Origin of the sequence: Microbacterium sp. M (assembly GCF_045181065.1) — a bacterium.
Lineage (GTDB): Bacteria > Actinomycetota > Actinomycetes > Actinomycetales > Microbacteriaceae > Microbacterium.
Map to the genome: position 1 here is coordinate 2,633,091 of NZ_CP173721.1, position 19,913 is coordinate 2,653,003.

At 68.1% G+C, this 19,913-nt stretch carries 18 protein-coding genes and 1 tRNA gene; 5 read left to right on the top strand and 14 right to left on the bottom strand.

All coding sequences use genetic code 11. The annotated features are described in order from the left end of the window. Positions 1-3: 3 nt before the first annotated feature. The 7 genes from ACI7YT_RS13130 to ACI7YT_RS13160 form a co-directional block, all read right to left on the bottom strand. Positions 4-858: an FAD:protein FMN transferase gene (locus ACI7YT_RS13130; RefSeq protein ID WP_406245978.1), complete on the bottom strand. Its 855-nt coding sequence runs from the start codon at positions 856-858 to the stop codon at positions 4-6. A 3-nt stretch (positions 859-861) separates the two neighbouring features. Next, complete coding sequence (locus ACI7YT_RS13135) at positions 862-1,308, bottom strand: hypothetical protein (protein ID WP_406245979.1); 447 nt, start codon at positions 1,306-1,308, stop codon at positions 862-864. Positions 1,309-1,473: 165 nt separating this feature from the next. Continuing rightward, on the bottom strand, positions 1,474-2,508 hold the full coding sequence (locus ACI7YT_RS13140) for a ribose-phosphate diphosphokinase (RefSeq protein ID WP_406245980.1): 1,035 nt from the start codon (positions 2,506-2,508) through the stop codon (positions 1,474-1,476). Next, positions 2,483-3,946, bottom strand: coding sequence for a bifunctional UDP-N-acetylglucosamine diphosphorylase/glucosamine-1-phosphate N-acetyltransferase GlmU (gene glmU / locus ACI7YT_RS13145; RefSeq protein ID WP_406245981.1), 1,464 nt, complete (start codon positions 3,944-3,946; stop codon positions 2,483-2,485). Before glmU ends, ACI7YT_RS13140 begins: the two co-directional genes overlap by 26 nt. 1 nt (position 3,947) lies before the next feature. Next, a tRNA-Gln gene (locus ACI7YT_RS13150) sits at positions 3,948-4,019 on the bottom strand. A gap of 87 nt (positions 4,020-4,106) precedes the next feature. Continuing rightward, positions 4,107-5,645, bottom strand: coding sequence for a gluconokinase (locus ACI7YT_RS13155; protein ID WP_406245982.1), 1,539 nt, complete (start codon positions 5,643-5,645; stop codon positions 4,107-4,109). Between the two features lies 1 nt (position 5,646). After that, on the bottom strand, positions 5,647-7,029 hold the full coding sequence (locus tag ACI7YT_RS13160) for a GntP family permease (RefSeq protein ID WP_406245983.1): 1,383 nt from the start codon (positions 7,027-7,029) through the stop codon (positions 5,647-5,649). A gap of 126 nt (positions 7,030-7,155) precedes the next feature. On the opposite strand from ACI7YT_RS13160, the gene ACI7YT_RS13165 reads away from it, so the two are divergent. The 5 genes from ACI7YT_RS13165 to ACI7YT_RS13185 are packed head-to-tail and all read left to right on the top strand — an operon-like array spanning position 7,156 to position 11,370. After that, positions 7,156-7,854 (top strand): FadR/GntR family transcriptional regulator, encoded by a 699-nt coding sequence (locus ACI7YT_RS13165; protein WP_406245984.1) that lies wholly within the window; start codon positions 7,156-7,158, stop codon positions 7,852-7,854. Next, positions 7,851-8,348, top strand: coding sequence for a GNAT family N-acetyltransferase (locus ACI7YT_RS13170; protein ID WP_406245985.1), 498 nt, complete (start codon positions 7,851-7,853; stop codon positions 8,346-8,348). Before ACI7YT_RS13165 ends, ACI7YT_RS13170 begins: the two co-directional genes overlap by 4 nt. Positions 8,349-8,355: 7 nt before the next feature. After that, a complete protein-coding gene (locus tag ACI7YT_RS13175) occupies positions 8,356-8,850 on the top strand; it encodes a MarR family winged helix-turn-helix transcriptional regulator (protein ID WP_406245986.1) in 495 nt (164 codons plus the stop codon). Positions 8,851-8,855: 5 nt separating this feature from the next. Next, positions 8,856-9,818 carry a pseudouridine synthase gene (locus ACI7YT_RS13180; protein WP_406245987.1) on the top strand — a complete coding sequence of 321 codons (963 nt, stop codon included), beginning with the start codon at positions 8,856-8,858 and terminating at the stop codon, positions 9,816-9,818. 49 nt (positions 9,819-9,867) lie between these two features. Beyond that, complete coding sequence (locus ACI7YT_RS13185) at positions 9,868-11,370, top strand: arylsulfatase (RefSeq protein WP_406245988.1); 1,503 nt, start codon at positions 9,868-9,870, stop codon at positions 11,368-11,370. 52 nt (positions 11,371-11,422) lie between these two features. On the opposite strand, the gene ACI7YT_RS13190 is transcribed toward ACI7YT_RS13185, so the two are convergent. The 7 genes from ACI7YT_RS13190 to ACI7YT_RS13220 all read right to left on the bottom strand — a co-directional run bounded on the left by ACI7YT_RS13190 (position 11,423) and on the right by ACI7YT_RS13220 (position 19,885). Continuing rightward, a complete protein-coding gene (locus tag ACI7YT_RS13190; RefSeq protein ID WP_406245989.1) occupies positions 11,423-13,231 on the bottom strand; it encodes an ABC-F family ATP-binding cassette domain-containing protein in 1,809 nt (602 codons plus the stop codon). A 45-nt stretch (positions 13,232-13,276) separates the two neighbouring features. Continuing rightward, positions 13,277-14,077, bottom strand: a complete 801-nt coding sequence (locus tag ACI7YT_RS13195) for a hypothetical protein (RefSeq protein ID WP_406245990.1) — start codon at positions 14,075-14,077, stop codon at positions 13,277-13,279. Between the two features lie 72 nt (positions 14,078-14,149). Continuing rightward, entirely contained in the window at positions 14,150-15,271 is a 1,122-nt protein-coding gene (locus ACI7YT_RS13200) for a substrate-binding domain-containing protein (protein ID WP_406245991.1), read from the bottom strand. Positions 15,272-15,317: 46 nt separating this feature from the next. Further along, positions 15,318-16,670 (bottom strand): multiple monosaccharide ABC transporter permease, encoded by a 1,353-nt coding sequence (gene mmsB, locus ACI7YT_RS13205; protein WP_406245992.1) that lies wholly within the window; start codon positions 16,668-16,670, stop codon positions 15,318-15,320. Continuing rightward, positions 16,667-18,187 carry a multiple monosaccharide ABC transporter ATP-binding protein gene (gene mmsA, locus ACI7YT_RS13210; RefSeq protein WP_406250581.1) on the bottom strand — a complete coding sequence of 507 codons (1,521 nt, stop codon included), beginning with the start codon at positions 18,185-18,187 and terminating at the stop codon, positions 16,667-16,669. Before mmsA ends, mmsB begins: the two co-directional genes overlap by 4 nt. 156 nt (positions 18,188-18,343) lie before the next feature. Continuing rightward, a complete protein-coding gene (locus tag ACI7YT_RS13215) occupies positions 18,344-19,357 on the bottom strand; it encodes a LacI family DNA-binding transcriptional regulator (RefSeq protein ID WP_406245993.1) in 1,014 nt (337 codons plus the stop codon). Positions 19,358-19,465: 108 nt separating this feature from the next. After that, a complete protein-coding gene (locus ACI7YT_RS13220; protein ID WP_406245994.1) occupies positions 19,466-19,885 on the bottom strand; it encodes a hypothetical protein in 420 nt (139 codons plus the stop codon). Positions 19,886-19,913 lie beyond the last annotated feature (28 nt).

Here is a 19,913-nt window from a genome sequence, read left to right on the forward strand (position 1 = left end):
GGTTCAGGATGCCGCGGTGAACAGTTCCACCGGACAATCCGGCGAAAGCTGAGCCCGACCGTCGGTGCTCATGCGCACCCATTCGACGCCCCAGTCGGCGGCGAGCCGCGTGCCGCCGTCGAAGAACAGTGCGGTGGCCGCGGCATCCGCGTGCATGGCGTCCTGGGCGATCGCCCAGGTGGCAGCCCAGGTGCGCACGGGCAGACCGGTCCTCGCATCGAGCACGTGATGCAGTCCGTCTCCCCATGCCCGGCGGTTGATCGCAGACGCGCACAGTGCCTGATCCTGGATCGTCGCGACACCGATCGCCCTCGTCGCGTCGAAGGGATGCTCCAGGCCGATCCGCACCTCCCCGCCGCGGACCGCGAGATCTCCGGACGCGTCGACGACGAGTGCTCCCGGAACCTCGGCGAGCGCCTGCTGCACGAGGTCGACGAGCCGCCCCTTGCCGAGTGCTCCGACGTCGATGATCGCCGGGGCGGCCAGTGTGAGCCGCTCGCTCCAGCCGAGGACCGCCGACCAGTCGGACGGCGCCGGTTGCGCGCCCGATGCGATGAGCGAGATCGACGCGTCGTATCCGAGCGCGTCGAGACTGGCGCCGACGAGCGGATTGACCGCGCCGCCGGTGGCATCCGACAGGTCGCGATAGGCGTCCAGCATGACCTCGGCATCCGCCGGCAACGGCGCAGAGCCCCCTTCCGTCAGCGAACTGACGACCGAATCGGGACGGAAGCGCGACCACTCGCGATCGAACCGCCCGATCACGGTGCTCACGGTCGCGCGCTCGTCGTCCGTCAGCTCACGGGCGCTCTCGATCTCCCACCGGGTGCCGATCGCGTCGAATCGCCAGAGGGGCACGCGCTACGCCGCCGCCTGTTCCCTGATGTCCTCGACTGCTGAGTTGAATCCGCCGCTCGTGAGCGAGGACCCGGCGACGCGGCTGACCTCGATGTCGTCGATCGCGACGCCGACGACCTCTTCACCGATGCCGTCGATGAACTGCCCCTGGAACTGCTCGGTCTCCGGCGCCTGCGGGTCGCCGGTCACCTCGACCTCGGTGACGACGCCGTCGGCCAGCGTGAGCGTGACCGAGATCGTCTCGACCGTCTCCGGCGTCTGATACGACCCCTCTGCGGTGTACGTGCCGTCGGTGTACTCCCCCGACGTGCTTCCCGAGTCGGTGGTCTCCGTATCCGCGTCGCCCTCGGCATCCGCGGCGCCCGAACAGCCGGCGAGCACGAGAAGTCCGGCGACGCCGACGACGGCGGCGCCCTTGCGGGCGGAAGAGGGAACGGTCGTGCGGATCATGGCTGTCCTCCTGGAGCTGTCGGTTGCTGCGAGCCTATGGCCGCCGACTATGGCTGGGCTGTGGTTTCGGGCCACGCCGCGCGCACTCCGTCGAGGTCGACGGCACGACGGTCACGATCGGCCGCGCCGAGGCGGACCTCCAGGACACGAACGGGACGATGGAGCCTACGCGTCGCCGCCGAACATGCTCGTGACGGAGCCGTCCTCGAAGACCTCGCGGATCGCGCGTGCCAGCAGCGGCGCGATCGGCAGGATCGTGAGGTTGTCCCAGCGGCGCGATTCGGTCAGCGGGATCGTGTCGGTGACCACGACCTCGTCGATCGAGGAGTCCTGGAGGCGCTCGTTGGCCGGGTCGCTGAAGATCGCGTGGGTCGCGGCGACGATGACCCGGTGCGCACCGTTGGCCTTCAGCGCCTGCGCGGCCTTGACGATCGTGCCGCCGGTGTCGATCATGTCGTCCACGAGCAGGCAGGTGCGGCCCTCGACGGTTCCGACGATCTCGTGCACGGAGACCTGGTTGGCGACTCTCGGATCGCGGCGCTTGTGGATGATCGCCAGCGGCGCGCCCAGGCTGTCGGACCAGGTGTCGGCGACGCGCACACGACCCATGTCCGGGGATACGACCGTGAGGATCTCGCGATCCTCGGGCGTCAGCGTGCGCTCGAAGTAGTCCAACAGCACGGGCTTGGCGAACAGGTGGTCGACCGGGCCGTCGAAGAAGCCCTGGATCTGCGCGGCGTGCAGGTCGACGCTCATGACGCGGTCGGCGCCGGCGGTCTTGAAGAGATCAGCGACCAGGCGGGCGCTGATCGGCTCGCGGCCGCGACCCTTCTTGTCCTGCCGGGAGTAGGGGTAGTACGGGGCGACGACGGTGATGCGCTTGGCCGACGCGCGCTTGGCGGCGTCGATCATGATGAGCGTCTCCATGAGCCACTCGTTCACCGGCTCGCCGAACGTCTGCACGAGGAAGAGGTCGCACCCGCGGATCGACACCTCGAAGCGCGAGTAGATCTCACCCGACGCGAACGTGCGGTGCTCGGTCGGCGCGAGCTCGGTTCCCAGCGCCTCGGCGACCGCGCGCGTCAGCTCCGGGTGCGAGCGGCCGCCCGCGACGACGAGCCGCTTCTTCGTCTTGGCGACGAGTCCCGGCGCGATGCCGTTGTCCCGATCCAGTTCAACGGTCTTCTTCTTGCGCGCCATCGCCTGCCTTATCTGCCGCATCGTGTGCTCGGGACGCGGCCTCAGCCGCGCCCGTGCCTGCCCTGTTCTTCTCGACCCACCCCTCGATGTTGCGCTGAGGGGCGACGCTCATGGCCAGGGCACCCGCCGGTACGTCCTTGCGGACGACGGCGCCGGCTCCGGTCTTCGCTCCGGCTCCCAGCCTAACGGGCGCCACCAGCACCGTGTGCGACCCGGTGTGCACCTCGTCCTCGATCTCGGTGCGGTGCTTGTTCACGTCGTCGTAGTTCGCGGTGATCGTGCTGGCGCCGAGGTTCACGCCGCGGCCGATCGTGGCATCGCCGACGTACGAGAGGTGCGGCACCTTGCTGCCCTCGCCGATCCGAGCATTCTTGGTCTCGACGTAGGCGCCGATCTTGCCGTTCGCGCCGAGGACCGTGCCCGGCCGCAGGAAGGAGAACGGGCCGACCGTCGCCCCGGCGCCGATGACCGCCAGGTTCGCGTCGGTGCGCTTGACGACGGCATCCTCGCCGATCTCGCAGTCGACGAGCGTCGTATCGGGGCCCACCGTCGCTCCGGCGGCGATGACGCTGGCACCGAGGATCTGGGTGTGCGGCAGGATCGTGACATCAGCGGCGAGCTTCGCATCGTCGTCGATCCAGGTGGTGGCCGGATCGACGATCGTGACGCCTTCGAGCTGCCACCGTCGGACGATGCGCTCATTGAGCAGGCGCCCGACGAGCGCCAGCTGCGCGCGGTCATTGACGCCGAAGGTCACCGTGACGTCGGAGACGACGGATGCTGCGACGCGATCGCCGGCCAGGCGCAGGAGCCCCGGCACGTCCGTGAGGTACTTCTCCCCCTGCGCGTTGTCGACGCCGACGGTCGGCAGGTATTCGCGAAGCGCTGCGGCGCGGAACACGTACATGCCCGCGTTGATCTCACGGACCGCCGCCTCGTCGTCCGTCGCGTCCTTCTGCTCGACGATGCGGTCGACATCACCCGCGGCGTCTCGGATGACGCGCCCGTAGCCCGTCGGGTCGTCGACGATGGCCGTCATCAGTGTTGCTGCGGCACCGGTGGATCGGTGCTCGGCCACGAACGCGGTGAGCGTGTCGACGTCGGCGAGCGGGCAGTCCCCCGACAGGATCAGCACATCGCCGTCGAAGCCGGGGATGGCGTCCAGGGCGACCTCGACCGCGCGCCCCGTGCCGGGGACGTCGTCCTGATCGACGAAGACGGTGCCGGGGTAGGCATCGGACAGCGCGGCGACGACCTGATCGCGCTCGTGCCGCACCACGACCTCGATGTGGTCCGCTCCCAGCCGCGACGCGGTGGTCAGCACGTGTCCGACGAGCGGGCGTCCGGCGACCGGGTGGAGCACCTTCGGCAGGCGCGAACGCATCCTGGTGCCTTGGCCAGCGGCGAGGACGACGATGGCGAGCGTGTTCTGCGTCATGCTCCGCCGCCAGGATTCGAACCTAGACCTCACAGCTCCAAAGGCTGTCGTGCTGCCATTACACCACGGCGGACCGCCGCATCCTCTGACGGATGCCGCCCGTCAAGTCTGCCATGCCCGACGGCGTGCGACCTGACAGAACAGCGCACTGCGGCGACTGTCAGTGCGTCATCGGCAACGACGGCGAGAGCCGCCGCAGGCGGTGGAAGGTCGGCAGCAGCGCGTCGTAGATCTCATCGAACACCGGCAGCAGCGAGCGGTAGACCGCAGCCTCAGCCGGGCGGGGTCGCACCGTGTGCTCCACGGGCTGCAGCCCGGCCGCCACGTCGATCGACTCGATGAGTCCGAGCGCTTGCATCCCGAGCAGGGCCGCTCCGAACCCGGACCCCTCCTGCTCGGCGAGGAGTCCGATGGGGGCGCCGAACGCATCGGCGATCGTCTGCTGCCAGAGCGGATGCTTGATCACACCGCCCGTCGCCCTGATCTCATCGATCTCGAGACCGGCCGCCCGCATCGACTGCAGGACGAGAGCGAGCTGCAGAGCGACGCCTTCGACCGCGGCTCTGACCATGTGCTCGCGGGTGTGCGCGCGGGTGAGACCGATGTACGCGCCGCGGGCGATGCTGCTCCAGTGCGGTGCGCGTTCGCTGAGCAGGTAGGGCAGCATGAGCAGGCCGCCGGATCCGACCGGAACCTCGCCGGCGCGGTCGAGCAGCTCCTCGATCGGAGTGGTGGTGTCCGCGATCTCGTTGCGCACCCAGTCCAGAGTGACGCCGCCGTTGTTGATCGCGCCGCCGATGACCCAGCGATCCTCCGTGAGCGCGTAGCAGAACACACCACCCCGTGGATCGACCACCGGGCGATCCACGGCGACGCGCAGCGCGCCGCTCGTACCGATCGAGCATGCGGCGACCCCGGGGCGCACAGCGCCGACGCCGAGATTGGCGAGCGGGCCGTCGCCGGCACCGACGACCACCCTGGTCGACAGCGGCAGACCGGTCGCCGCCGAGCCCTCCTCCGTGAGGCCGTCCAGGACGGTGGTGGTCGGCACCAGCTCCGGGAGCTGCTCGGCACGGATGCCGGCGAGCGACAGCGCTTCCTCATCCCACGCCAGTCGGTGGATGTCCATCAGTCCCGAGCTCGAACCCAGCGAATGATCGGTCACCAGAGCACCGCACAGGCGCAGCAGCACCCAGTCCTTCGCGTTCGCCCAGATCGCCGCCTCCTGACGGATGCGCGGCTCCTGCTCTCGGAACCACACGAGCTTGGGCAGCGGAGACATCGGATGCACGGGTGTGCCTGTGCGGCGGTGCAGTTCGAGTCCGCTCGCGGAGGCCCGGATGCGCTCGGCCTGCGCGGATGCGCGCGTGTCCGCCCACGTCACGACCGGAGTGATCGGTTCCAGCTGAGCGTCGAGCGCCATCAGCGAATGCATGGCGGCCGAGAACGACAGCCCGGCGATCCGCCCGGCGCCGATCTCGGCGACGACTTCGCGGACCGTCTGATAGACGGCGCCGAGGATCAACTCCGGATCCTGCACGGCGTGACCGGGGTGCGGCTCTTCCAGCGGATACCCCTGCGACGCCGATGCGAGCTGCTCCCCGGCGACCGAGTACGCCACGGCCTTGGTCGCCGTCGTCCCCATGTCGACGCCGATGACGATGTCGCGTGCGGTGTCCATGTCGCGTGCGGCCGTCACGTCAGAAGATCGCGTAGACCGCGAGCACGAACACGAAGCCGACCACCGACTCGATCGCCTGCTGCACCGTCCACGTCTTCAGCGTCGTCTTGACGTCCATGCCCATGAGCCGACCGACGAGCCAGAAGCCCGAGTCGTTGACGTGACTGGCGAACACCGACCCGGCCGCGGCCGCGAGGGTGATGGCCGCGACGTCGATAACGCTGAAGCCTCCGCTGGTGACCGCGGGCGCCAGCAGACCGGCGGTCGTGACGAGCGCGACCGTCGCGGACCCCTGTGCCACGCGGAGTGCGACGGCGATGAGATACGCCGCGAAGATCACCGGCATCCCGAGTCCGTCGAGGCTCGACGAGAGCGCGTCGCCGATGCCGGACGCACGGAGCACGCCGCCGAACATGCCGCCCGCGCCGGTGATCAGGATCACCGAGGCGACGCTGCCGAGTGTGCCCTCGACGAGCTTCTCCAGAGCGCTGCCGTTCTCGCCGCGGAACTTGCCGAGCACGAGCAGTGCGACCAGCGCCGTGATGAGCAGGGCGACGGGCGAGGTGCCGATCAGCATGAGCGCCTGCACCCACGTGTCGTCGCGATCGACGGCGCCGACGCTGCCGAGCGCGTTCAGGCCGGTGTTGAGGAAGATCAGCACCATCGGCAGGAGGAGGATCGCGACCACGGTGCCGACCTTGGGCGGATTGACCGGCTGGTCGTCGTCCTTCTCGCCGAACAGGGCGGGGACGATCATCGGGTAGCGCTTGTTGACGAACTTGCCCCAGAGGTAGCCGGAGAGGTACCAGGTCGGGAATGCGATGACGAGACCGAGGAGCAGGACGACGCCGAGGTCGGCTCCGAAGAGCTCTGTCGCGGCGACCGGACCGGGGTGCGGCGGGAGGAACACGTGCATGACGGAGAACGCCGCCGCACCGCTGAAGCCGAACAGCAGCAGGTTCTTGCCGCCGATGCGTCGCGCGACCGCGAAGATGATCGGCAGCATGACGATGAGTCCCGCGTCGAAGAAGATCGGGAATCCGAGGATCAGCGAGGTGATGCCGAGCGCGAACGCGGCGCGCTTCTCGCCGAAGATCGACACCATCTTCTCGGCGATGACCTTGGCACCACCACTGGACTCGATGAGTCGGCCGATGATCGCGCCGAGACCGATGAGCAGGGCAACCGCGCCGAGCGTGCCGCCGAAGCTCTCCACGAGGACTTCGTTGACGAGGACGCCCATCGGCAGGCCGGTGGCGATCGCCGTCAGCAGGGACACGACGATGAGCACGAGGAACGCGTGCAGCCGGACCTTGATGACGAGGAACAGGATGAGGAGTACGGCGGCCGCGGCGATGCCGAGCAGCGGGCCGGTCCCGAGGGTCTGGGTCCAGTCTTCCATGGGGTTTCTCCGTTGAAAGGGGATGAATGCGGCTCAAAAGTACTACTTATGGGGGCGCGAAGTCAATAGTAGTATCAGTGCCGGAATCTCAGAACGGGCCCAGCGCCCACGACGGAGGGAGCGAGGATGCCGGCAGACCTGCACGGCGACGTCATCGACGACCTCGGACGACGCATCGTCGCCGGTGAGCTCCCCGACGGTGAGATTCTGACGCTCGCACAGCTCGAGTCGGAGTACGGCGCATCGCGCACGCTCGTCAGGGAGGCCGTCCGGGTCCTCGAGAGCATGGGGATGCTGGCATCCCGCCGCCGTGTCGGCATCACCGTCCAGCCGCGCGCGCGGTGGGACGAGTTCGATCCGAAACTCATCCAGTGGACGCTCGCCGGCCCGCAGCGGCAGCAGCATCTCGAGGCCCTCATGGAGCTGCGCGTCGCCGTCGAGCCGATGGCCGCTGCGCTGGCAGCCCGGCGCGCGAGCGACGCGCAGCGCATCGAGATCAGGCGCCTCGCAGAGGTGCTCGACGACCTCGGACGCCGAGGGCTCGGCGACACCTCCGAGTACCTCGAAGCGGATCTGCGGTTTCACGCGCTCGTCCTCACGGCATCGGGGAACCCGTTGCTGGCCGCTCTGGAGCGGCCGGTCCACGAGGTGCTCACCGGGAGGACCCGACTCGGAATGCACCCGAGCACGCCGGCCCCCGGCACCCTGGAGCAGCATCTCCGCGTCGCGGTGGAGATCGCCGGAGGGGACGCCGATGCCGCCGAACAGAACTCCCGCGAGCACCTGCGGGGCGTCTGGCACGAGATCCTTCCGGAGTCGCCATGAGCATCACCGTCGAACGCGTCGAGTCATCCACGCCGGCTCTCGCCGACTTCATCGCCGCCCACCACGCGGACATGGTCGGCACCGCGCCGCCGGAGAGCCAGCACGCCCTGCCGCTGGAGGGGCTGCTGGTCCCCGGCGTCCGCCTGTTCGCGGCGGTCGAGGACGGCGCTCCGGTCGCGACGGGGGCGCTCGCGGCCGTCGACGATGGGCACGAGGAGCTCAAGTCGATGCGCACCGATCCGCAGCTGCGCGGCAGAGGGATCGGGCGGACGATGCTGTCGTTCCTGATCGAGGATGCGCGCAGCCGCGGCATCCGTCGGCTGTCGCTCGAGACAGGAGCCGACGATTTCTTCGCCCCAGCCCGCATGATGTACACCAGGGCCGGTTTCGTCGAGTGCGAGGCCTTCGGCCGGTACGCACCGGACCCGCTCAGCACCTTCATGACGCTCGCGCTGGTGCGCAGCGTGCCTGATCACCGGGCCGGCGCGCGATAATGAACGGATGAGCCAGACGGACGAGGTCGATCGGATCGTCGAGGCGTGGAACGCGCAGCGCCCCGATCTCGACTTCTCGCCGCTGGAAGTGCTCTCGCGCATGGACCGGCTCACCCGCCTGCTGGACCGGGCGCGCCGCGAGGTGTTCCGCCGCAGCGAGCTGGAGCCGTGGGAGTGGGACGTGCTGTCCGCCCTGCGCCGCGCCGGCGATCCGTTCCAGCTGAGCCCGAAGCAGCTCCTGCAGCAGACTCTCGTCTCCAGCGGCACGATGACGAATCGCATCGATCGCCTCGTCATCCGACGGCTGGTGCGACGCGAGGCCGACCCGGGCGATGGCCGCAGCATCCTGGTCACACTGACCGACGACGGCCGCATCCGCGTGGACGCCGCGATCACTCGCCTCGTCGACGTCGAAGCGGACCTGCTCCAGGCGCTCTCCCGTGGCGATCGGGACCGGCTCGCGACGCTGCTGCGCAAGCTGAGCCTGAGCTTCGACGCCTGATGGGCATGCCCTCCCCTCTGCCGGCGCGCAACGGCGTCGGCGCGACCAGACTGCACGTGCCGCTGCGCGGCGAATGGCCGACGATCGCGGACTACATGGTCGAGCGGTTCTTCCATCTGGACGCGGAACAGCTGCTGGCGCGCTTCGACGACGGCGAGATCGTCGCGCGCGACGGAAGCGCCGTGCGCAGGGACACCCCGCTGGGTGCCGAGGAGTTCGTCTGGTACTACCGTGAGCCGCCTGTGGAGACCGACATCCCGTTCGAGATCGACGTGCTCCACGAGGACCGCGACCTCGTGGTGATCGACAAACCGCACTTCCTGCCGAGCACACCGGGCGGCAAGTACCTGCAGAGCTCTGCTCTGGTCCGGCTGCGCCGCCTGCTCGGCAACGACGAGCTCACCCCGATCCATCGACTCGACCGTGCGACCGCCGGCCTGCTGATGTTCTCCGCCCGCCCCGAGACGCGCGGCGCCTATCAGCTCCTGCTGCAGAACCGCCGGGTCGAGAAGGTGTACGAGGCGGTCTCCGCGCGGCCGGACGACCTGCCGCGCTTCCCGCTCGTCTACCGCAATCACATCGTGAAGGAGCGCGGGCACGTGTGCGTGCGGGTGGATGCCGAGAAGGAGCCGAACTCCGAGACGCTGATCGAGCTCCTGTCGGCCGATGATCGGGTCGTGCACACGCTGCTGCGCCCGCACACCGGCAAGATGCACCAGCTGCGCGTGCATCTGGCGGCTCTGGGCATGGGAATCCTGAACGACGGGTTCTACCCGCTGCTGCTGCCGGAGACGCCGGACGACTTCGCGCGCCCGTTGCAGCTGCTGGCGCGGGAGCTGCGATTCGTCGATCCGCTCAGCGGCGCCGAGCGCGAATTCCGCACGCGGCGCACGCTGGCGTTCGCGCCGACCGCATCGCCCGGCGCGGGCGACACGAAGGCGGTTGCGGTGCGCGGTGTGATCCACTGAGTATCGGACAGGGATATCGCGCCGTCGGCGCGAGCCGGAAGGGATCACCATGGCTGACAAGCCGAACATTCTCATCATCTGGGGCGATGACATCGGCATCTCCAACCTCAGCACCTACACGGACGGCCTGATGGGCTACCGCACGCCGAACATCGACCGCATCGCCGACGAGGGCGTGAAGTTCACCGACTACTACGGCGAGCAGAGCTGCACGGCCGGTCGCGCCGCGTTCATCACGGGGCAGAACCCGTATCGCACCGGCCTCACCAAGGTGGGGATGCCCGGCGCGAAGCTGGGTCTCCAGCCCGAGGACCCGACGATCGCCGACGCGCTCAAGCACCACGGCTACGCGACCGGTCAGTTCGGCAAGAACCACCTCGGCGACCGCGACGAGCACCTGCCGACCGCGCACGGCTTCGACGAGTTCTTCGGCAACCTGTACCACCTCAACGCGGAGGAGGAGCCGGAGCACCCCGACTACCCCACCGACGAGGAGTTCCCCGGGTTCAGCGAGAAGTTCCGCCCTCGTGGCGTCATCCACTCCTGGGCGAACGCCGACGGCACCCAGAAGATCGAGGACACCGGCCCGCTGACGAAGAAGCGCATGGAGACCGTGGACGAGGAGTTCCGCGACGCCGCCGCCGACTTCATCCGCGCGAAGGCCGACGAGGACACCCCGTTCTTCGTCTGGTTCAACTCGACCCACATGCACTTCCGCACCCACACCAAGGAGGAGAGCAAGGGGCGCGCAGGGCGCTGGCAGTCGAACTACCACGACACCATGCTCGACCACGACGACACCGTGGGGAGCCTGCTCGATCTGCTCGACGAGCTGGGGCTGGCCGAGAACACGATCGTGATGTACTCCACCGACAACGGCCCGCACATGAACAGTTGGCCGGATGCCGGGATGACCCCGTTCCGCAACGAGAAGAACTCCAACTGGGAGGGCGCGTACCGCGTTCCCGCGATGGTCCGCTGGCCAGGGCGCATCCCCGCGAAGACGACCCTCAACGGCATCGTCAGCCACAACGACTGGTTCGTGACCCTGCTCGCGGCCGTCGGCGACGGCGACATCGCCGATCGGCTGAAGGAGGGAACCGAACTGCACGGCACCGAGTTCAAGGTGCATCTGGACGGCCACAACCAGCTCGACTACATCACCGGCGAAGCGGAGCACAGCCCAAGGCGACACTTCTTCTACGTCTCGGACGACGGCGACCTCACCGCGCTGCGTTTCGAGAACTGGAAGCTGGTCTTCCTCGAGCAGCGCGCACCCGGCACGCTCGCGGTGTGGCAGGAGCCCTACATCGAGCTGCGGTTCCCCAAGCTGTTCAACCTGCGCACCGACCCGTTCGAGCGCGCCGACATCACGTCGAACACGTACTGGGACTGGGTGATCGATCGCATCTTCCTGTTCGTCCCGGCGCAGGCGTACGTGGCCCGGATGCTGCAGAGTCTGGCCGAGTTCCCGCAGCGGCAGGAGTCGGCGTCCTTCACGATCAACCAGGTGATGAAGAAGTTGGAGAACGCCACGGCCGGCGCCTCCTGACCGCGGACACGAAGGCGGGGACCGGAACACTCCGGTCCCCGCCTTCCGTGTGTCAGCCGACCTGCTCGGTGAGCTCGAACCAGCGCAGTTCGAGCTCTTCGATCTCGTCCTGCTGCGCCTGGATCGCCTTCATCTTCTCGCCGAGGCCCGCATAGTCGGACTGGTCGTGCTCAGCGAGCGCGTGCTTGGCTCGGTCCACCTGGTCGCTCAGCTTCTGGATGCGCCGCTCGAGCGCCGAGATCTCCTTCTGGGCGGTGCGCAGCGCCGCCCCGTCCAGAGCGTTCGGTGCGTCGGATGCCGACGGCGAGGACTTCTGCGGCTCGGCATCCTGCAGTGCACGCAGCCGCAGGTACTCGTCCACTCCCCCGGGGAGGTGGCGCAGATGGCCGCCGAGCACCGCGTACTGCTGGTCGGTGACGCGTTCCAGGAAGTACCGGTCGTGGCTGACCACCAGCAACGTCCCGGGCCAGGAATCCAGCAGGTCCTCGATCGCCGCGAGCATGTCGGTGTCCATGTCGTTGGTCGGCTCGTCGAGGATCAGCACGTTCGGCTGGTCGAGCAGCACGAGCAGCAGCTGCAGCCGACGCTGCTGGCCGCCCGACAGATCCTTGACGGGAGTGGAGAGCTGGGCGGTGGAGAACCCGAGCCGCTCCAGCAGCTGACCCGGGGTGAGGTCCTGGCTCTTCGAACCGCTCCCGAAGGTGTAGTCGGTCCGAAGGCCGGAGATCACGACGCGGACCGGATCGTTCCAATGCTGGGCGAGCTCGTCGATGCGCTGCGTGAGCGTGCGCACCTGCACGGTCTTGCCGCGCTTGACCCGCCCACTGGTCGGCTCGATCGTCCCGGCGACGAGGCCGAGCAGCGTCGACTTGCCCGCGCCGTTGACTCCGAGGATGCCGGTGCGCTCGCCCGGGGCGATGCGCCACTCGACGTCCCGAAGCACTTCGCGCGCTGGGGCTGCTGCTGTCGCGGGGTACGTCACCCCGGCGTCCAGCAGGTCGACGACGTCCTTGCCGAGCCGGGCGGTGGCCAGGGACTGCAGCGAGACCGCGTCGCGGATCTCGGGGACGTCCTCGATGAGCTGATTGGCCGCATCGATGCGGAACTTCGGCTTGCTCGTGCGGGCCGGGGCTCCGCGACGCAGCCAGGCGAGCTCCTTGCGCGCCAGGTTCTGACGCTTCGCCTCGGATGCCGCGGCCATCCGATCGCGCTCGACGCGCTGCAGGATGTACGCCGCGTACCCGCCCTCGAACGGCTCGACGATGCGGTCGTGGACCTCCCACGTCTCGGTGCACACCTCGTCCAGGAACCAGCGGTCGTGCGTGACGACGAGGAAGGCGCCGGCATTCGCCGACCAGCGCTTGTTCAGGTGCGCCGCAAGCCACGTGATCGCCTCGACGTCGAGGTGGTTGGTGGGCTCGTCCAGCGCGATGATGTCCCAGTCCTGGGTGAGGAGGGCGGCCAGAGCGACCCGGCGGCGCTGTCCGCCGCTGAGGGAATCGACCGGTGCGTTCCAGTCCAGGTCCCTCAGAAGCCCGTGGATGACATCGCGCACCCGCGCGTCTCCGGCCCATTCGTGCTCCGGGGTGTCCCCCACGACCGCCTGCGCGATGGTGTGGGCGTCATCGAGCGTGTCCGCCTGATCGAGGACGCCGATCCGCGTGCCGGCGCGCATCGTGACGCGTCCGGCATCCGGCTCCTTGCGCCCGGCGAGCATCGCCAGCAGAGACGACTTCCCATCGCCGTTGCGGCCGACGATGCCGATGCGGTCGCCTTCTTCGATGCCCAGCGTGATGGAGTCGAAGACGACCTTGGTCGGGTATTCGAGGTGGAGGCCTTCGGCCCCGAGAAGATGTGCCATGTCCCTTCAAGGGTAGTCGCGTGGGACGGCCCGGCTCACCGCAGCTCAGCGCCGGGCGAGCGCGAGCGCGGCATCCACGATCGGCGCATGCCGCGCGGCCAGAGCGTCATCCCATCGGCCGAGGAGGACGAAGGTCGCGATGCGGAACACCAGCGCGCGGACCAGCAGCTGGGCGCCCTCGGGGATGCCGCGCACGAACGCGACGAGTTCGCTCCACGCCAGATCGTGCCAGCACACCGCATCGGCGAGGACGATGGCCGATGCGTAGCCTCCTGGGCGCCAGTACGGCGCCCAGTCGATGATCGTCGGCGGCGCCTCCGGGGCGAAGAGGATATTGCCCAGCAGATCGCCGTGCACGATCTGCGACGGCGCCTCGACGACAGCGAACGCGGATGCGAGGCGATCGAGAGTTTCATCGGCCGGCAGCTCGGCCTCCTGCCAGGCCATCCGATCCGCACACGACCACGGGTCGTCGGCGACGTCGAGGAAGCCCGGTCTCGTGAGTCCGGCGAGCGCGCGATGAAAGCCGTCACCCGCCCGGAGCACGTCGCTCACGCGCGATTCATCCGCTGCCCCAGGGAGCCATTGCCAGGCCTCCCAGCGGTCGACGCTCCAGTTCCCTGAGCGTCCAAGTATCGGCCGAGGCGCGCGGAACGCCGCGGTGTGCTCCAGCCCGGCGAGGACATCGGCCTTCCACTGGACCTCGCCGTCCGCCTCCGAGGGGCGGAGCACGATCGCTCCGGCACGCCACGCAAGACCGCGTCCGCCTGGGAGGTGCTCGAGCGGGGCATCCGATGCGCCGAAGGCCGTGAGAACGGCATCAGACGGGCGGCGCGGCTCGGTCATGGGATCGAGCTTAGACGCGCCGAGCCGCCCGGGTCGGACCCGGGCGGCTCGGTGCTGTGTGCGTCGTCGTGCTTACTGGTACGACTCGACGATCTCGAGGAGGCTGGGGACGTTGGCATACGCCTCGGCCGCGTTCTCCTTCGTGACGATCACCGGGTCCAGCAGGTACGCCGGAACGATCTTCTCGCCGTTGTCGTACGACTCGGTGTCGTTGACCTCGACGTCTTCGCCCGCCTGCAGCTGCTGCACCATCTTGATGGACTGCTCGACGAGCAGCGTGGTGTCCTTGTTGATCGTGGAGTACTGGATGCCCTCCATGATCGACTTGACGGATTCGACCTCGGAGTCCTGACCGGTCACGACCGGAACGGGCTTGCCTGCCTGCTGCACCGAGGTGATGATGGCGCGAGCGAGCGTGTCGTTCGGCGACAGAACACCGTCGAGCACGGTCTCACCGCTGTACGAGCCGGTCAGCAGCGTGTCCATGCGGTTCTGCGCGTTCTCGGCCAGCCAGCCCTCGGTCGCCGTCTGGGCGATCTCGGTCTGACCCGAGACGACGTTCAGCGTCTCGTCGTCGATCTTCTCCTGCAGGACGCTCATCGCGCCGTCGAAGAAGACCTTCGAGTTGGCATCGTCCGGCGAGCCCGAGAACAGCTCGATGTTGTACGGCGCCTCGTGCCCGGCACGCTCGGCAAGGCCCTCGAGGAGAGCGGTGCCCTGGAGCTCGCCGACCTTGAAGTTGTCGAACGCGACGTAGTAGTCGACGGCCTCGGTGTTCTCGATGAGACGGTCGTAGGCGATCACGTAGGCGCCGGCATCCTTGGCCGCCTGCACCTGCGTGGCCAGCTGCTTGCCGTCCTTCGCGCCGATGATGATGACCTTGGCGCCGCCGGTGACCATCGCCTGGATCTGGTTCTGCTGCTCGGCGACCGTGTTGCTGGCAGGGGCGTACTGGACGTCGGCCTTGAAACCGGCTTCCTCCAGTCCGTCCTTGAACAGCTGGCCGGCGAGAACCCAGTTCTCGCTGGTCTTGTCCGGAAGCGCGACGCCGATCGTGGAGCCGGCTTCGAAACCGGTGGTCTCCTCGGCGCTCGAACCTTCGTCGGTTCCGCCGCCTCGTTCGCCGGAGCAGCCGGTGAGGGCGAGCGCTGCTGCGGCGACCAACGCTGTCGCCGTGACTGCCATTCTCTTCATGCGATCTCTTTCTCTGGTGGTTTCTCTTGTGGTGCGGGGACTGCCGTCACTCGGACGGAGTCTCCTTCTTCCCGCTCGCGGTGCCCGCGGCGGAGGTCGGGTAGTCGGTGAGGTTCGGGGCGTCCTTCTGGTGACGCTTGCGCGTCAGGAAACCCCACACCGACGGGCGGCCCTGCTGCTTGTTCCAGACGTCGATGCCGACGGCGAACAGCAGGACGAGGCCCTTGATCATCGCGACGACGTCGGCGCCCTGGCCGAGGAGGGCGAGTCCGTTGTTGAGGAAGGCCATCACGAGACCACCGATGATCGAGCCGATCACGGTTCCGATGCCGCCGGCGACGGCCGCGCCGCCGATGAACACACTGGCGATGGCGTCCAGCTCCCAGCCCGTGCCGTCGTTCGGGCCGGAGGCCTGCGAACGGGCGACGAAGATCATGCCGGCCAGCGCCGCCATCATCGACATGTTCATCATCACGAAGAAGTCGACCCAGCGGTCCTTGACGCCCGACAGGCGCGCCGCCTGGCGGTTGCCGCCGACGGCGTAGATGTGACGGCCGAAGATCGTGTTGCGGGTGATGAACGAGTAGATGATGACCAGTGCCAGCAGGATGAGGCCGGGGACGGGGAAGCTCGTGCCGGGGCGGCCGGTCGCGAACATCCAGCCCGCAGCGAGCACGACGATCGACAGCAGCACGACCTTCGTGACGCTCACCCACAGCGGGGCGCTCTCCGAGCCCATCTTGTGCTGGAGGCGTCGCGTGCGGATCTCCCAGAAGACGAGCCAGGCCACGCCCAGCAGCGCCAGCACCATGGTGAGCACGTTGAACTGGAAGGGTCCGCCGAGTTCCGGCAGGTAGCCGGTGCCGATGACCTGGAACCCCTTGGGAACCGGGATCGTCTGCGCGTCGCCGATGAACTGCTGGGCGCCGCGGAAGAACAGCATCCCGGCCAGGGTCACGATGAAGGCCGGCACGCCGACATAGGCGACCCAGAAGCCCTGCCACGCCCCGACGAGCGCTCCGACTCCGAGACCGAGCAGGATCGCGGCCGGCCACGGGAGGTTCCACTCCGCCATCGACTTCGCCACGATGATGCCGACGAAGGCGGCGACGGAGCCGACCGACAGGTCGATGTGACCCATGATGATGACCATCACCATGCCGATGGCGAGGATCAGGATGAACGAGTACTGATTGACGACGTTGATGAGGTTGCCCGGCGTCAGCGTGGCACCAGCGGGGTTGCGCATCACCGTGAGGATCTCGAACAGCGCGATGATGACGATCAGGCTGCCGAGGATGCCGAACTGACGCATCGAGGACGTGCTGCCCCCGAACATCTTCTTGATATCGCCGAAGTGGAAGCCCTGCTTCTGCGCGGGGGTCGTCGAGGTGCTCATGCGTTCGCCTTCTGGTTCGTGGAGGTCATGCTGCGCATGAGCGCCTCCGGAGTTGCCTGGTCGCTGGGGATGCAGTCGGTGACGCGTCCCTCGAAGATCGTGTAGATGCGGTCGGAGATGCCCATCAGCTCCGGCAGCTCGCTGGAGATGACGATGACGCCCTTGCCTGCGGCGGCGAGCTCGTTGATGATCGAGTAGATCTCGTACTTCGCTCCGACGTCGATGCCGCGGGTCGGCTCGTCGAGGATCAGCAGGTCGGGATCGGTGAACATCCACTTCGCCAGCACGACCTTCTGCTGGTTGCCGCCGGAGAGCTTGCCGACGCCCTCTTCGACCGTCGGCGTCTTGATGCGCAGCGCCTTGCGGTAGCGCTCGGCGACGGCGTACTCCTCGCGGTCGTTCACGACGCCCCGCCGGGAGATCTTCGACAGCTTCGCCGAGACGACCGCTCGCTTGATCGTGTCGAGGAGGTTCAGCCCCAGCACCTTGCGGTCCTCGCTGACGTACGCGAGTCCGTGCCGGATGGCGGCCGAGACATCGGGGAGCTCGATCTCCTCCCCGTCCTTGAACAGCTGGCCGCCGAGGAACGTGCCGTAGGAGCGTCCGAAGATGCTCATCGCGAACTCGGTGCGCCCGGCGCCCATGAGGCCGGCGATGCCGACGACCTCACCGCGTCGCACGTTCAGGCTCGAGCCCTTGACCACCATGCGCTCCGAGACGGTCGGATGCTGGACCCACCAGTCCTTGACCTCGAAGAGGACCTCGCCGATCTCTGGAGTGCGGTCCGGGTAGCGGCTCTCGAGCGAGCGGCCCACCATCCCGCGGATGATGCGGTCCTCGTTGATCTCGCCCTTGGTGATGTCGAGCGTCTCGACCGTGCGGCCGTCACGGATGATCGTGATCTCATCGGCGATCTGCTCGATCTCGTTGAGCTTGTGGCTGATGATGATCGACGCGATGCCCTTGGCCTTGAGCCCGAGGATCAGGCCGAGCAGGTGCTGCGAGTCGTTCTCGTTCAGTGCGGCGGTCGGCTCGTCGAGGATGAGGAGCTTGACGTCCTTGTTGAGCGCCTTGGCGATCTCGATGAGCTGCTGCTTGCCGACACCGAGGTGCTTGATCGCGATGTCGGGGTTCTCATCGAGGCCGACCCGGGCGAGCAGCTCGGTGGCGCGGGTCTTCGCCTTCTGCCAGTCGATGGTGCCGAAGTGCGCGATCTCGTTGCCGAGGAAGATGTTCTCGGTGATCGACAGCTCGGGGATCAGGGCGAGCTCCTGGTGGATGATCGCGATGCCGGCCTGCTCGCTGGCCGCGATGTCCTTGAAGCGCTGCTCCTGCCCGTACAGCAGGATGTCGCCGTCGTAGGTGCCGTACGGGTAGACACCCGAGAGGACCTTCATCAGAGTCGACTTGCCTGCGCCGTTCTCGCCGCAGATCGCATGGATCTCGCCGGCGCGCACGGTGATGGAGACATCGGACAGTGCCTTGACGCCAGGGAACTCCTTGGTGATGTCACGCATCTCCAGGATGGGCCCTGATACGACCGGCAACGTAGCTGTGCTGCTCACGGATCTTCCTCGATACTCTGACGGCCACTCCCAATGTGACCGTTCACATGGAACACAATATTGCGCCTCCGTCGCCCCGCTGTCAAGTGGGGCGCGGTTTTCGAGGCGCTATCGAGATGCGCTGGACGAGCGGATGCGCAGCAGCGGCTCGACCGGACCGAACTGCGGAGCCTGCTCATTGCGGATCTCGGCGAGCAGGATTCCGACCGCCCTGCGACCGAGTTCGGGGAAATCCTGATGCACCGTCGTCAACGGGGGCCAGACGTGCGCGGCGACCGGGATGTCGTCGAAGCCGACCACGCTGACGTCGCGCGGGACGTCGAGGCCGGCATCCCGGAAACCGTGCATCAGACCGATGGCCATCAGATCGTTCGCGGCGAACACCGCCGTGAAGTCGCGCCTGCGGGCGAGTTCCGTGCCGGCGAAGTAGCCGAAGTCCGCGCTCCAGTCGCCGCGGATGGGCGGGAACGTCGGCAGATCGGCCTCGCGCAGCGCGTCGAGATAGCCGCGCATCCTGGACTCCGCTTCGATCCAGTCCTGCGGGCCGGCAAGATGCAGGATGTCGGTGTGCCCCTGGGCGATCAGGTGTTCCGTGACGGACCGTGCGCCGGCGACCTGGTCGGCGGAATGCGTGAAGCCGTCCGAGCCGGATGCCGTCTGCAGACTCACCAGCGGCACGCCGACCGCCATCCCCCGGAGGACGTTGAAGACGCGCACCTGCGGGGCGAGTGCCACGATGCCGCCGACCTGCTCGCGTCCGAGCTGGCGGATCGCCTCGCCGATCGCCTCCGGCGAGGTCGTCGGGAGGTTGACGGTGCTGACCGAGTACCCCTCGGCGCGGGCTGCGTCCTCGATGCCGGCGATCGACGATGTCGGCCCGAACTCGCCGATCGTCGCCGACAGGATGCCGAGAGTGGTCGTCGTGCTGGTCACCAGCGCGCGGGCCGCGAGGTTCGGCCGGTAGTCCAGCACCGCGATGGCATCCTGGACGCGCTTCTTGGTCTCGGGTCGGATGCTGGGGTGCTCATTGAGAACTCGGGACACCGTCTGGTGAGAGACCCCCGCCAGTCGCGCGACATCGCGGATGCTGGGAACCCGCGCACGCTCGCCTGAGGCCGCCATGGCATCGCCTCCCTTGCGTGTGCACGGTCACATCTCCGTTCCATTATGTCGCCAAAAAGGGTCGGAGCGCTCCCCCGCGCTCCGACCCAGGGTCTCGCTGCCGCGATGTCAGGCTCGCGGCGCGAGACCCGCATAGAGCAGGCTGCCGGTCTGCGGATCGCGCAGCACCAGCACCTGCTCGCCCGCGCGCGGGATCTCGAGCCGGGACACGAGGGCCGCGATGGCGACCTGCTGTCCGCCCAGATCCAGCGTGAGGACGATGTTCGGGTTGTCGTTGATGGTCTGACCGGTGTCCTGCAGGGCGAGCACGGTCGCCGTCTCCGTCGGCGCGCCGGATGCCCGCAGCTGCGCCACGTATTCGGTCTGGTGCATCGAGTTCGTCGCGCCCCGCATGGCCTCGGTGAAATCGCGCCCCATGAACGCCTGCGCCATTGTGCCCATGACCCCTCGGCCCTGGGCGATGTCGTCTGCCATCTGCATGGCCTCGGCCTGGCGTTCCTGCTGCGTCTTCCTGTTGAACAGTCCCATGATCACTCCTGACGTTTCGCGGTGTCTG